The sequence below is a fragment of the Streptomyces sp. NPDC088785 genome (assembly GCF_044750685.1).
Lineage (GTDB): Bacteria > Actinomycetota > Actinomycetes > Streptomycetales > Streptomycetaceae > Streptomyces.
Window position 1 is genome coordinate 142,915 of sequence record NZ_JBIVKH010000003.1, and the last position, 13,671, is coordinate 156,585.

A 13,671-nucleotide genomic window follows, 5' to 3' on the forward strand; every position below is an offset into this window, starting at 1 on the left:
CCGACGAGGTGATCTCGTAGTCCAGCAGGCCGGGCGCGGCACGGCCCACCTGCTCACGGATCGTGGTTCCGGACTCCCCGTGGTCGAAAAGGATGTGCGGGAGGCTGGAGCAGGCACCCCCTTCAACTCACCTTCTTTCAGCACCAGTTGCAGTATCGTCGATGTCGTCTACAACAACACTAGAGTCGTCTGTGGTGTGCGCGGCCGACGGTGGGGCGGGGGAGTTCCTGATGGTGGCGGAACACGTCGAGGACGAGGGCATCGGCCTAGCGGTCGCGCTCGGAGCCATACGACGCGAGCTCGCGCAAGCGGTGGACGCGGCCGAGGCCGAGGGCGGCCCGGTGCGGCTTGCGGTCTCCTCGCTCGAACTCGAACTCCAGACGACGCTGAGCCGGTCCCGCGGCGTGAACGGCGGTATCCGCGTCCACGTGATCTCCGCGGGCGGGCAGCGCACCGAGGACCGCAGCGACGTGCAGACGCTGAAACTCCAGCTGAACGCCACGACTCCCGACAACAGGCCGATCTCCGCGGGCGACACGCTGAGCCGACGGCCGAGGTGACGTGCCGGTGCCCTCCGGCGTGGATGTCGCCCAGGTTGCGCGCGTGGTCGTCGGCCTGCCCGACGACAAGTGCCGCGTGGGCAGCGGCTACCGGATCTCGGAGCGGCTCGTCCTGACGGCGAAGCACGTGCTCAAGGGCGGCGAAAGCGTGCATGTCCGGCTCGGCGGGGAAGAGTTCGACAGGCCGGCCGCGGAGGTGAGGCAGGACACGGATCTGGACGTGGCCCTGCTCCAGCTCGATACGTCACCCACTCTCGATACGTCACCCACTGCTTGCGCCGACCCGGTTCTGCTGGGACGCGTGGACCGCTCCCGGAACGCCGAGGTGACCACCCACGCGGTGGGCTTCCCCGGCTGGGCCGTGGTCGACAGAAGCTCCCCGGATGCGCCGGACGACATCTGGCGGGGCAGCGCAACGGTCCGTTGCCGGATCCTCACCAGCGACGTCGGGTCGCCGGACATGCTGCGCGTCGTCGTGGACGACGCCCCCGAGGTCCTGGCGGCGCCGGGTTCGGGCACCAGTCCCTGGCAGGGCATGTCCGGGGCGGCGCTGATCAGCGACACCGGGCTCCTGGTCGGCATCGTCAAGGAACACGTACCGGCGGCGGGGATCGGCAGGCTGGAGGTAACGCCTCTCGACCGCATCGACGACGAGGGGTGGCGGGACGCGCTGAGGGACGAACACGTGGACCCACGCCCCCTGCCCGTCCTTCCCGACAACTGGAGCCGGACCGACGGTCTCCACCAACACCACAGCCGGTACGCCGTCGTCAGGAACATGGCGTCGCATTCACTCGTCGAGGAGAGGCTGCCGTACGTCGATCCCGGCGACTCCACTTCGCCCGACGAGGTCCTGGCCCGGCTCGCCGACCTCGCCGAGAGGCCGGGCCTGCCCGCCGGACTGCTCATCGACGGGGCGGCCGGAGCTGGTAAGTCACGGCTGTGCCTGGAGGTAGCCGCGCTGGCTCAGGAGAGCCGGGACTGGCTGGTCGTGCACGTGTCCCAGTCCGCACCCCTGCGTGATGTGTGGGACAGCGTCCGCGACCTGGCGGGCCGAGTGCTCGTCGTCGCCGACGAGATCGACTGGATCGCCGACCCGGGGACGACCTACAGCAGCGTGTTCAGCGAGGCAGAGGGCAGTGGCGTCCGGCTTGCCGTACTGACGACCGTTCGCCGCGGCCGGCTGAAGGATGAGGCGCTCCGAACGCTGGACCCGGACAACACCTTCGAGACCGTCCACGTCCGGGCGGACCCGGTGTACCACCGAGCCGTCACCCAGCAGATCGTCCAGAGCCTCGCGCCCGACGCCGTGGAGCAGCAGGGCGACCGCTACATGAAGGAACGTTGCGCCGGTCCTCCGGTGGTCAGCCGGTTCTACGCCACGCACCTCAACCGCACGGCGCGGGCCGGTGAGGACGTGAGGAAGGCCGCGCCTTCTCCCGACTCCGACTTCGGCTCATGGCTCAACGCCATCCTGATCGACATGGGACTGCCGCTCCTCGGGGACGAGGTGCCGGACCGCGCGGCGACGGCCGTGGCTCTGACCGTCGCCCACTCACCGTGCCAGCTCGTAGACGCACTCGACTTCTTCGCTCCGGACGCCGACGACCCGCGCCGGGTGGAGGGCGGTCGGCTCTTGGGCAAGCTCCTCGACCACGGCCTGCTCGCGTCCCGGAACCACGCCCTTCAGCCCGTGCACGATGTCTACGCCGACCATCTGCTCGGCGTCGCCGTGCTCAAGAAGGGCCAGAATTCCGTGCACGGCGTCGGCCTGCGCCGGGTCTTGGACTCAGGGCTGGCGGACGGTTCTGCCCTGGCCCGGGTCGCCGTCGCGGTGGACCGCCTGCGCGACAAGCTGGACAAGGAGGCGGTCGACGCGCTGACCGGAGTGGTGGACGAGTGGTGCGTCGCCCATCGTGACGCTGTCCAGGACCTGGTCGTGGCAGCGGATGCGAAGGGCGACGGCCGGGACCTTCGGGCCCTGCTCCTGCGGGAGACATGGCGCCCGGTGGTGCTGCGCGAATTCACGGAACCGTGGCTGCGCAAGCACTACGCCAAGGCCAGAGCCCTCGACACCATCCTGGCCGTGGCATCGCAGTTGCCCGACAGCGACCGCTACCTCTCCGAGTGGATCTACATCCACGGTGAACGGCCCGGCGCCGCACGCGCTCTCCATAAGGCCCTGGCAAGCGACCTCGGCCCTGGAAACCGGGAATGGACGACGGGCCAGGCCTACGAGTGGCTCACACGGCACCCGCTCACGAAAAACGCCAGCTTCCCTCTACAGCGACTCCTCGATACGCGGCTGGACGTCCTGCCGCGCGGCGACGCGCGTATGAACCAGGTCCGGAACTGGGCGTTGCGCTGGTTGCGCCGTTACGGCACGACAGGTCAAGCCGGTTACGTGGCGGGGCCACTGCTCAAACACCCCGAACTGACCGGCGCGGACCTCGAACGGACGGTCCGTCTGCTCCTTGACACGGTGGCCCCCGCGGACCCGCCGGCTGCCCCCTTCGCCCTCGTAGCCGTGTTGAGCAGACACCGTCTGTTCCGGGATCTGACCGAGGAGCTGTACGGACAGGTGGTCAGGGACTCCTTCGCCTGGCTGAACCATGAGGCCCGTTACGGGCTACAGCCCACTGCTGCGTACCTGCTCAGAGAACTGATCGTCCCCGGACTGCCCGGACGGGACGGCCTGCCGCGTGCCGTGCAGGCGGCGTGGAACTGGTTGAACGTGAATGGCGGTCGACACGTTGAGATGGGCCTGCTTCTTCCTCCGCTGCTGAAGAACGCGGCCAAGACCAGTGCTCGCGACAACGCTGCCCTCACCGAGGACGAACAACAGCACCTTGCGGTAGTGGCCATGGACTGGCTGGCGGCAGACGACGGCTCCATGTGGCTGAGTGTCAGCGAGGTGACCGGGGCGCTCCTGAGCACCAGACTGCCGGACGAGGACCCGGAGCGGCTGCGGTGGCTGGCGGACCGGGCGCTGGCCCTGCTGCGGGACCGGCCCGGCCCGAGCGTGGCACGCTCCGTCCTGACGCCACTGCTGCATCGCACGAACCTCGACACCGACACCCGTGACCGGGTGCTGGTCGCTACGTTCGCCCAGCTTGCCGCGACCCCCGACAGCCCGCACCTGGCCTACCCCCTGACCTCGCTCCTGCGGCGCTCCGATCTCACCGGCGACGAACCCGCCCGGACGATGGCCGCGACCCTTCGCTGCCTGGACGAGAACCCCAGGGCCCCCGGCGCCCTGGGCATGCTGACCACCGCGTTGAACAGCCCCTTCGCGAAACCGGCCGATCGCGCACAACTGGCGGCGCGATCCGTCCGGGTGCTGTCCCTGAGGGCTTTGGTGCCGGAGAAGAACCGCAAGAAACCCAGTCTCGTCAGAGCCCTCCGGAACCACCGCGCAGACAATTCGCCCGAGTGGAACCGCTTCGTCGCCCGCGCCTGTGACCTGCTGAAGCATGCGAGGTACCCGAAGAGAGCCGAGCCAGCGCTCGAAGACCTGCTGAAGGGCTCCGAGCAACTCGACGCTCCCGTCCTGGACCGGCTGTGCACGGCCTGCGTCGACTGGTCCGCCGTCAACGACCACGACAACCGATCGATCCAGTTATTGGCGCAGGTCCTCGACATCCGCCATTCCTCGCCGCGGGTCCGGCGCCGCGCGACGGAGGTCGCCCGGCAACGGTTTTGGACCGGCGGCGAGCGGAACGTGCGGAACGCGGCGAACGGAAGGCTGCTGAAGGCCCTGCTGTCCGGCGGAGATTTCCCGGACGCGGAAGCGATCGAGCAGGTTCTCGACGTGGCGTTGGACTGGCTCGCCCTCCAGTCGAACAGGCAGGCCGCGGTCGGTCCGCTGCTGGTGCAGGTGGCGCACTCGCTGGAACACTCACCGAGGCGACCCGAGGCCGAGCGTCGGGCACGGCGGGCTCTCGGCCTCTCGGACGCGTGGCTGCGCGACCGTCCCGACGACGACAGCGAACGGCGTCAGCAGGTCGAGGGCCACCGGCGCCGTCTCGCCGCACTGCTGGGGGTCGACGACTCCGGTTGAGGTGGGTCCGCCGGGCCGGGCGGGAGACAGGGCCTCGTCACTCGTCCGAACTCACCGGTGCCGTGCCCGCGACGTCTCACTCCTGATGTGGGCGTGACAACGGTGTATCACTCCGCCAAGTCGCCCTGCGGACGAGTGCAGAACCGGCGGAACTTCAAGGTCATGGCGGAGGTCGATGCCATGGACGCGTCTCCGTACGCCTATCTGGACCGCTGCTCGGCCTGTGACTGGATGCGGGCGGCCAGGATCCACGGCAATCATCTGATCGGAGAAGGATAGGCAGTGGCGAGGGAGGCTGACGCCGGTAGTTATCTGTACTGGTCAGAGCGCCGCGTCGACGAGATCGCGTCCGACAACGGCGTCACCTGGGACAGCCGGCTGAGCTGGACCTTCAAAGCCGCCCCGCAGGGCGTGGGGGCGGAGGTCGGGAACCGTGAGCGGTCGGGCCTCACCCGCCGCGAAAAGGCACGCAAGATCGAGAAGGTGATCGGGGGGCAGGCGGTCTCCGCCTTCAGCACACCGCCGCCCGCGCGCTTCACCAAAGGCGTCGGGCAGGTCCGCATCGCACGGTTCATCGGTGGCCCGGAGCGGGACCGGGGCGCGGTGCTGCACATCAGAACGAGCAGTGTCGAGGGCCGGCAGGTCGATCTGGTCCTCTTCGGGAGCCTGGACAGCTTCCCCGGGCACCCCTTTCGGCCTTCGGACGCCCCGGAGTCCGGTTGGGCCTCCTCCGCCTGGTACGCCATCGCGGAGCTGCTGGAGAGCCGGGGCACGCGCAACACGTCCCAGTGGGACGACCCCGAATCGCTTTCCGTCGAGGCACTGCACATCGCTCTGAACGAGGGGAGCGAACACCCCGGAACCGATCACGAGGAGCCCTGGACCCGCGGGCTCACCCTCGCGGACGCTCACGACTGCGAGTGGTTCGCTCAGATCTACACCGATGTCGAACTGACCCCGAGCCGTTGGGACTTCCGTGACAACAGGCGGGGCGCGGACCGGATCCTGATCGGGGCTCCGGTGTGGGTGCGGACCGCGAGCCCGGACTCGGTGACCCGGTACGCGGAGCTGAGGCGCCCGCCGCGCCGAGAGCCCCGCAGGCTGCTCCCCCTGCGCGGGAGACGTCGTCGCGGGGCGGGCTGACCGGCCCGGACAGCCCCGGCCGCGGGACTCGCCCCGGGCTATCTGCGGCGCCTGACGTACCAGGTCACCGCCAGCACGACGGCGACGGCGATCACGAAGGCCCACACCGTCGTCGCGGTGTCGTACGAGGTGTACACCAGAGCGAGCATGACGGACGGGTGCCCGGGACGGCCGTGCGTACGCGGGATGCGGCGGCCGTCCCGGTCAGGACGCGGGGAACCCGTGCCTCCGGGCCGTGACGACCACCCCGAGGACGGGAGCCAGGAGCAGCGGCACCGCCCAGGGGAGCGCCGCCGGGCCCGCCAGGTGGAGGAGGAGGCCGCCCGCCACACCGCCGGCGGCCATCGCGACGTTCCACAGGGTGACCAGCAACGCCTGGGCGGCGTCGGCCTGTTCGCCGCCCGCGCGGCCCGCCGCCGTCTGCAACAGCGTCGGGACGCCGCCCCAGCCCAGGCCCCACAGGGCGGCCGCCGCGTAGACCGGCACCGCGGAGTCGGCGGTCAGCGCGAGGAGGGTCGCGGCGGCGGCCACCAGGACGGTGCCGGCCAGCGTGAGATGGCGCAGCCGGTGGTGGACGAGGGCGCCGACCGCCCAGATGGACAGCAGCGAGGCCGCGCCGAAGACCAGCAGGACCAGATCGGTCTGCGCGCCCAGGCCGACGTCGTCGAGGAACGGGGCGATGTACGCGTAGAGGATCGTGTGCGCCAGCACGAAGACCAGGGTGACGGTGAGCACGGCGGGGACCCCGGGGACGCGCAGCGCGTGCCGGACCGGGGTGCGGGCGGCGCGGGCCCGGCCGGGGTGGTCGGGGACGGTCAGGCGCAGCCAGCCGAGCAGGACGACGGTGAGTGCGGTCATCGCCAGGAACGCGGTGCGCCAGCCGAGCGTCGTGCCGAGGAAGGTGCCGGCCGGGACGCCCAGGGAGAGCGCCACCGGGATGCCCGCCATGGCGATGGCCATGGCCCGGCCCTCCAGGTCCGGCGGGGCGAGCCGGCGCGCGTAGCCGGCCAGCAGCGCCCAGGCGAGACCGGCCGCGACCCCGGCGGCGAAGCGGGCCGTCATCGTCAGGGCGTACGAGGACGACAGCGCCGTCACCGTGTTGGCGACGGCGAACCCGGCCATGGCGGTGAGCAGCAGTCGGCCGCGGCTCCAGCCGGCCGTCGCCGCGGTGAGGGGGAGGGCGGTGAGGAAGGTTCCGGCGGCGTAGACGGTGACGGTCTGGCCGGTGGCCGACTCGGTGGTGCCCAGCGAGCGGCTCATCGCGGGGAGCAGGCCCGCCGGGAGGGTCTCGGTGAGGCTCGTGATGAAGACGGCGGTGGCCAGGGCGAGGAGCGCCGGGAGGGGGAGTCTCGGCGCCTGCGCGGGCACCGTCCCCGCCCCGGACCCCGGCCTGGTCTCCGGTCCGGTCTCCGGCCCGGTCTCCGGTCCGGTCCCCGGGCGGGGCGGTGGTGTGTGCGAGGTTCCCGTGGTCGTCGTGTCGGGCATGGTCGGTCCGTTTCCGTGCCGGGGATGGTGGGGCGGGCACGAGCCTGTCCCGGTGGGGTTCGGGACCGCTGATGAAGTCCTGATGGCGGCTGCCGTCGGCACGCCGGGGGAGCGCGGTCCCGGCGTTACCGTTTCCCCATGTGGTTCGGGGTGTTGGGGGGACTCGTCGTCCGCGGGCGCGCCGGCGGGGAGGTCGTCGCCGTCCCCGAGGTGAAGGTGCGGGCGCTGCTGGCCGTGCTGCTGGCGCACGAGGGGCGCGTCGTCTCCGTGGACCGGCTCGTCGAGGACCTGTGGGGCGCCCGCCCGCCGGGCAAGCCCGTCAACGCGTTGCAGGCCAAGGTGTCCCAGCTGCGCCGGGCCGTCGGCCGCTCGCGCGTGGTGCGGCAGGCCCCCGGGTACCGGCTCGACCTGACCGGCGCCGAGGTGGACGCGGTGGTGTTCCGGGACCTCGTCGAAAGTGCGGCACGGGCGGCACGGGCGGCACGGGCGGCCGCGGACCCCGGCGACCGGATCGAACTCCTGGACCGGGCGCTGGAGTTGTGGCGGGGTCCGGCGTTCGCCGACTTCGCCGACGCCCCGTTCGTCCGGGGAGCGGCGCGGCGGCTCGAAGAGGTGCGGCTGGTCGCGCTGGAGGAGCGGGCCGCCGCCCTGATCGCGGCGGGGGAGCACGGTCTGGCCGCCGCCGAGCTGGGCGGGCTCGTGGCCCGGCATCCGCTGCGGGAGCGGCTGCGGGCGTCGCAGATACGCGCCCTGTACCTCGCCGGGCGGCAGGGCGAGGCCCTCGCGTCGTACGAGGAACTGCGCCGGCTCCTCGCGCGGGAGCTGGGCGTCGACCCCACCCCGGAACTGGCCGCCCTGCACGCCCGGATCCTGCACCAGCGGGAGCCCCGGCCGCCGCACGAGCGCGAGCCGCAACACCAACACGAGCCACAGCACCAGCACCAGCACCAGCCGCAACTGCGGCCCCAGCACCGCCCGGTGGAGCTCCCCGCCGCGCCCCCGGCGCCGCCCCCTCCTCCCCCGGCCCCCCACACCGCCGCCCTCCCCCATCCGTCCACGTCGCTCGTCGGGCGGGAGCGGGATCTCGGCGACGTCGGGCGGCTTCTCGGTGCGCACCGGCTGGTGACACTGACCGGGCCGGGCGGGGTCGGCAAGACGCGGCTGGCCGTGGAGGCCGCCCGGGCGGCTCCCGCGCCGGGCGGGGTCTGGCTCGTCGAGCTCGCGGGGCTGCCCGCGGACAGTGCCGCCGACGATCTCGCGCAGGCCGTCGCCGCCGCCCTCGGCCTGCGCGAGGACGTGCCGCACGCCCCTGCCGGCCCGGCCGCGGGCACCCCCGCCGACCGCCTCGCCTCCGCGCTGCGCGAGCGCGACGGCCTGCTGGTCCTCGACAACTGCGAGCACGTCGTCGACGCCGCCGCCGACCTCACGTACGCCCTGCTGCGCGCCACCTCCCGGCTGCGCGTCCTCGCCACCGGGCAGGAACCCCTCGGGCTGGCCGCGGCCGGGGAGGCCGTCCGGCCCGTGGAGCCGCTGGCGACCGCCGACGCCGTCCGCCTGTTCACGGCGCGGGCCCGCGCCGCGGCGCCCGGGTACGACCCCGGCGACGCCCCCGACGCCGTCGCCGAGATCTGCCGCCGCCTCGACGGCATCCCGCTCGCCGTGGAGCTGGCCGCCACCCGCGTACGGGCGTTGGGGGTACGGGAGCTGGCGGCGCGGCTCGACGACCGGTTCCGGCTGCTCGGGGCGCGGCAGCGCGGCGTGCCCGCCCGGCAGCGCACGCTGCGGGCGGTGCTCGACTGGAGCTGGGAGCTGCTCGGCGCGCGGGAGCGGACCGTGCTGCGGCGGCTCACCGTGCACCGCGACGGCTGCACCCTGGAGGCGGCGGAGGCCGTCTGCGCGGGGCGGGGCGTGGCCCGCGCCGAGGTCCCCGGCCTGCTGACGCGGCTCGTCGAGCGGTCGCTGGTCGTGGCGGGGCCCGGCCCGCGCCCGCGCTACCGGCTGCTGGAGTCCGTCGCCGCGTACGCCGGGGAACAGCGGGACGGCGACGGCGCGGACGACGCCGTACGGGAGCGGCATCTGCGGTACTACCTGGAGCTGGCCGAGCGCGCCGCGCCCCGGCTGCGCGGCGCGGGCCAGCAGGAGTGGCTGGGCCTGCTCGACGCCGAGGCGGGCAATCTGCGGGCCGCGCTCGACGCGGCGGTGCGCACCGACCCGGCCGCGGCGCGGCGGCTCGGCGCGGCGCTCGCCTGGTGGTGGCTGCTGCGCGGCCGGCTCACCGAGGGCCACCGCGCCCTGTGCGCGCTGCCGGACGCCGCGGGCGGCGGCGAACCGGCCGCGCTGCGCGCCGCGTTCGGGCTGCTCACCGGAGCCGTGCGCCCCGGCGCCGCGGCCCTGCCCGCGGTCGGGGTGTCCGCCGCCACCTCCTGGCTCTGCGCCCACGCCCTCTTCCACGGCGGCGACCCCGACGCCTGCGGGCGCCGCCTCGACGCGTGCCCGCCGCCCCCGGACGACCCCTGGGCCGTCGCCGCCTCCCTCGCCCTGCGCGCCCGGCACGCCCTGATCCGCGGGGACCTGTCCGCACTGGAGCGGGACGGCCGGCGGGCCGCCGCGCTCCTGCGCGAACTCGGCGACCGGTGGGGCGAGTTGCAGACCGTCGAGCCGCTCGCCGCGCTGGCCGGGATCCGCGGCGCGTACGCGGAGGCGGAGCGGCTGGGCCGGGCCGGGCTGGCCCTCGCCCGGGAGCTCGGGCTCGCCGCCGAGGTCGCCGCCCGCCTCTCCGGGCTCGGCCGGGTCGCCCTGCTCCGGCACGACTGGGACCGCGCCCGCGACCTGCACATGCAGGCGCGCGCCCGGGCCGTCGAGCAGGGCTACCGGTACGGCGAGGTGCACGCCGAGATGGGGCTGGCGCTCGGGGCCCGCCGCGCCGGTGACCTCGGGGCGGCGCGGGCGCACCTGATGCGGCTGCGCGACGGCCACGGCGACGTCTCCTCCCCCGCGGGCGACCATCTCTACGCGGCCGAGTTCGGGTTCCTCGCCGAGCTGGCCGGGGACGCGGTCGCCGCGCGGGCGCACCAGCTGCGCGGTCTCGACGCCGCCCGGGTCCTCGCCGAGCCGCGCGCCTACGCGCTGACGCTGGAGGGGCTGGCGGGGGCGGTGTCCCTGGCGGGCGACGCGGCGGGCGCCGCGCTGCTGCTGGGGGCGGCGGACGCGGCCCGGCGGGGCGTCGGCGCGCCGCTGCCCGCGGCGGAGCGCGGCGACGTGGAGCGGATCACGGACCGGGCGCGCCGCGCGCTGGGCGGCGCCGCGTTCGACGCCCGGTTCGCGGCGGGCGCCGCGCTGGAGCCGGAGGCGGCGCTCGACGCGGTGCTGTGCGCCGGCCGGATCAGGCCGTGACGGCCGTCAGCAGCACCACGGCGTCGGTCAGCGCCAGCAGCCCGTGCCGCTCCTGCGGGATCGCGCGGAGGTCGCCGGGGCCCAGCTCGGCGTCGCCGGAGACGGCGGTGAGCCGGACGCGGCCGGTGAGGACCTGGAGCGCCGCGGCGGGCGGGGCGTTGTGCTCCTCCAGCGCGCTGCCCTCCACCAGGGCGATGACGCTCTGCCGCAACTGGTCCTCGTGCAGGATCAGTTCGGCGCTGCGCCCGTGCGGGGCCGAGCGGGCCGCGGCCAGGTGGTCGTCGGCGAGGGCGGCGAGGCGGTGTGTGGTCGTCATGGGGCCAGGGTCGCCGCGGCGGGCGGCGCGCGCGAGACCGCGTCAGCCGTTCGGGCGGACCGCGGCGCCCGGGCAGCTGCCCTCCACCAGGTCCGCGAACGCGCGGGCGGGCGGCGACAGCGCGGCCCAGCGGCGCACCGCCCAGCCGACCTGGAGCGGCGGCAGGCACGGCACGGGCACGAGCACCAGGCCGGGGTGGCCGGGCCCGCGCAGGCCGGGCAGGCCGGGGACGACGGCGTGGCCGAGGCCGAGCTGCGCCAGGTGCGCGGCGGTGTCCCAGTCGGCGATGCCGGTGCCGGCGGCGGCCGCGCCGGTGATGCCCAGCTCGGCGAAGCGGTCGTTCAGGTGGGAGCGGGACGTGGAGTGCTCGGGCGGCAGGATCAGCTGCGCCGACGCCGCCAGGTCGTCCGGTCCGGCGTGGGGCACCGCGGCCAGCGGGTCGTCCTCCTGCACGGCGAGCACCCAGGGCAGCTCGACGACCGGCCGCAGCTCGATGCCGCGCGCGGCGGGCCCCATCGTGATCCAGGCGAGGTCCAGGTCGTGCGCGGCCAGCGCCTCGAAGCAGCTGCGGCTGGAGCTGACGGTCTGGAACTCCAGGCTGATCTGCGGGTGGGCGCGCCGGTAGGCGACGATCGCCTCGGCCATGAAGTGCCGTACCGAGGTGGCGCCCGTGGTCACCCGCACCGAGCCGCTCGCCCCGCGCGCCAGGTCGTCCAGGCGGCGCAGCGCGTCGTCGAGGACGCCGATGCCGTCGGCCGCCGCCGCGCGCAGGATCCGGCCCGCGGGCGTGGGCACGACCCCGCGCGCGTGCCGTTCGAGCAGGCCGACGCCGGTCTCCTTCTCCAGCCGCTTGACGTGCTGGCTCACCGCGGACTGCGTGCAGGACAGGTCGCGTGCGACGGCGCTGAGACTGCCCGCGCGGCAGACGGCGACGAAGACACGGAGGTCGTCGAGAGTCACGCCGACCAAAGCTACAGCTTGGGCATGTGCAAGAAAACCCTAGGATTGACTTGGATCGGTGGGCGGCGCACGATCGTCGACGGGACGGCCCAGGGCGGCAACCCGCCGCGGAGGTCGCGAACTCCCGGCGGGTGCCGACCCGTCGGCCGGCCCGTGGCCGCGGTCGGCGCGGTGCGACGCGCGAGGGTGGAGCGAGTACGTGGACGTAGGGCAAGCGGTCGCGATCGGGGCCGCGGGGCTCGCGGCGGGCGGCATGAACGCGGTGGTCGGCTCCGGCACCCTGATCACCTTCCCGACCCTGCTCGCCTTCGGCTATCCGCCGGTGCTGGCGAACGTGTCCAACAACGTGGGGCTGGTGCCCGGAGTGCTCAGCGCCGCGTACGGGTACCGGCGCGAACTGCGCGGCCAGCGCGCCCGGCTGATCCGGTTCGGCGCCGCCTCCCTGCTCGGCGGGCTCGCGGGGGCGCTCCTGCTGCTGCGGCTGCCCGGCTCGGCGTTCCGCGCGATCGTGCCGGTGCTGATCCTCGTCTCCTGCGTCCTGGTGCTGCTCCAGCCGCGGCTGAACCGGTGGACCGCCGCGCGGCGGGGGTCCGGCTCGCGCACCGACGGCGGGCTGCCCCTGTGGCTCGGGGTGCTCGGCACCGGCGTCTACGGCGGCTACTTCGGCGCGGCCCAGGGCGTGCTGCTCATGGGCATGTTCGGCGCGGTGCTCCGCGACGACCTGCAACGCCTGAACGCCGCCAAGAACGTCCTCGCCTCCCTGGTCAACGGCATCGCCGCGGTCGTCTTCATCGCGGTGTCCGACGTCGACTGGGCGGTGGCCGCGCTGATCGCGGCGGGTTCGACGGCGGGCGGGCTGCTCGGCGCACGGCTCGGCCGCCGGCTGCCGCCGGTGGTGCTGCGCGGGGTGATCGTGACGGTGGGCGTGACGGCGTCGGTGCTGCTGCTGGTCCGCGGCTGACGCCCTCCCCGGGCCCGGCGGCCTTCCACGGCCGCCGCCACCCGGCCCCCGGCGGCCGACGGGCGCCCGGCACCCGGCCGCGCGATCATCGACGTATGAGCCGCACGCACCGGACCGACGACACCGGCCCCGCCCTGCACCTCGCCCAGGACCCGGCCGCCGACGAACTGCTGGGCCGCAGCCCGCTCGCCGCGCTGGTGGGGATGCTGCTCGACCAGCAGGTGCCGATGGAGTGGGCGTTCGCCGGGCCGCGCACGATCGCCGACCGGCTCGGCGCCGACGACCTGGACGCGCACGAGATCGCCGCCCACGACCCGGAGTCCTTCGCCGCGCTGCTCTCCGCGAAGCCGGCCGTGCACCGCTACCCGGGCTCGATGGCCAAACGGGTCCAGCAGCTGTGCCAGTACCTCGTCGAGCACTACGACGGTGCCGCGGCGGCCGTCTGGGACGGTGTCGGCACCGGCGACGAACTGCTGCGGCGCCTGACCGACCTGCCCGGCTTCGGCGAGCAGAGGGCGCGGATCTTCGTCGCGCTGCTCGGCAAACAGTTCGGGGTGCGGCCCACCGGGTGGCGGGCGGCGGCGGGCGACTACGGGAAGGCGGGCGCGTTCCGCTCCGTCGCCGACATCACCGGCCCCGAGTCGCTGGCCAAGGTCCGCGCGCACAAGCAGGAGATGAAGGCGGCGGCCAAGGCCGCGAAGGCCGCCGCGTCGTCAGCGCGGTGACGTCCGTGTAGCCCATGCGAGGGGAAAAGGGCGCGGGGTGATTGCGTCGCGGGCGCGTCCGGGGGACA

The 13,671-nt window shown here is 74.3% G+C and carries 9 protein-coding genes; 6 read left to right on the forward strand and 3 right to left on the reverse strand.

Annotated features, from left to right (window positions below; all coding sequences use genetic code 11):
• Positions 1-230 precede the first annotated feature (230 nt).
• The 3 genes from ACIP5K_RS11260 to ACIP5K_RS11270 all read left to right on the forward strand — a co-directional run bounded on the left by ACIP5K_RS11260 (position 231) and on the right by ACIP5K_RS11270 (position 5,763).
• Positions 231-560 carry a trypco2 family protein gene (locus tag ACIP5K_RS11260; protein ID WP_401407873.1) on the forward strand — a complete coding sequence of 110 codons (330 nt, stop codon included), beginning with the start codon at positions 231-233 and terminating at the stop codon, positions 558-560.
• A gap of 19 nt (positions 561-579) precedes the next feature.
• Complete coding sequence (locus ACIP5K_RS11265) at positions 580-4,620, forward strand: trypsin-like peptidase domain-containing protein (RefSeq protein WP_401407875.1); 4,041 nt, start codon at positions 580-582, stop codon at positions 4,618-4,620.
• A 282-nt stretch (positions 4,621-4,902) separates the two neighbouring features.
• Positions 4,903-5,763, forward strand: a complete 861-nt coding sequence (locus ACIP5K_RS11270) for a DUF7019 family protein (protein WP_401407877.1) — start codon at positions 4,903-4,905, stop codon at positions 5,761-5,763.
• Between the two features lie 204 nt (positions 5,764-5,967).
• Here ACIP5K_RS11270 and ACIP5K_RS11275 read toward each other — a convergent pair whose 3' ends face one another.
• Positions 5,968-7,248, reverse strand: a complete 1,281-nt coding sequence (locus ACIP5K_RS11275; protein ID WP_401407879.1) for an MFS transporter — start codon at positions 7,246-7,248, stop codon at positions 5,968-5,970.
• Between the two features lie 138 nt (positions 7,249-7,386).
• On the opposite strand from ACIP5K_RS11275, the gene ACIP5K_RS11280 reads away from it, so the two are divergent.
• Complete coding sequence (locus tag ACIP5K_RS11280; protein WP_401407881.1) at positions 7,387-10,641, forward strand: AfsR/SARP family transcriptional regulator; 3,255 nt, start codon at positions 7,387-7,389, stop codon at positions 10,639-10,641.
• Here the strand turns inward: ACIP5K_RS11280 and ACIP5K_RS11285 are convergent.
• Together ACIP5K_RS11285 and ACIP5K_RS11290 are read right to left on the reverse strand one after the other, a co-directional pair.
• Positions 10,631-10,957 carry a cupin gene (locus ACIP5K_RS11285; RefSeq protein ID WP_401407883.1) on the reverse strand — a complete coding sequence of 109 codons (327 nt, stop codon included), beginning with the start codon at positions 10,955-10,957 and terminating at the stop codon, positions 10,631-10,633. The two genes, ACIP5K_RS11280 and ACIP5K_RS11285, sit on opposite strands and share 11 nt — an antisense overlap.
• A gap of 42 nt (positions 10,958-10,999) precedes the next feature.
• Positions 11,000-11,917, reverse strand: a complete 918-nt coding sequence (locus ACIP5K_RS11290) for a LysR family transcriptional regulator (protein ID WP_401407885.1) — start codon at positions 11,915-11,917, stop codon at positions 11,000-11,002.
• Positions 11,918-12,116: 199 nt separating this feature from the next.
• Here ACIP5K_RS11290 and ACIP5K_RS11295 point away from each other — a divergent pair, with 199 nt between their 5' ends.
• Both ACIP5K_RS11295 and ACIP5K_RS11300 read left to right on the forward strand, forming a co-directional pair.
• The gene (locus ACIP5K_RS11295; protein WP_401407887.1) at positions 12,117-12,878 is read left to right on the forward strand and encodes a sulfite exporter TauE/SafE family protein; all 762 of its coding nucleotides are present in this window, start codon (positions 12,117-12,119) and stop codon (positions 12,876-12,878) included.
• Between the two features lie 95 nt (positions 12,879-12,973).
• On the forward strand, positions 12,974-13,603 hold the full coding sequence (locus tag ACIP5K_RS11300; RefSeq protein ID WP_401407889.1) for an HhH-GPD-type base excision DNA repair protein: 630 nt from the start codon (positions 12,974-12,976) through the stop codon (positions 13,601-13,603).
• The last annotated feature ends 68 nt before the right edge of the window (positions 13,604-13,671 follow it).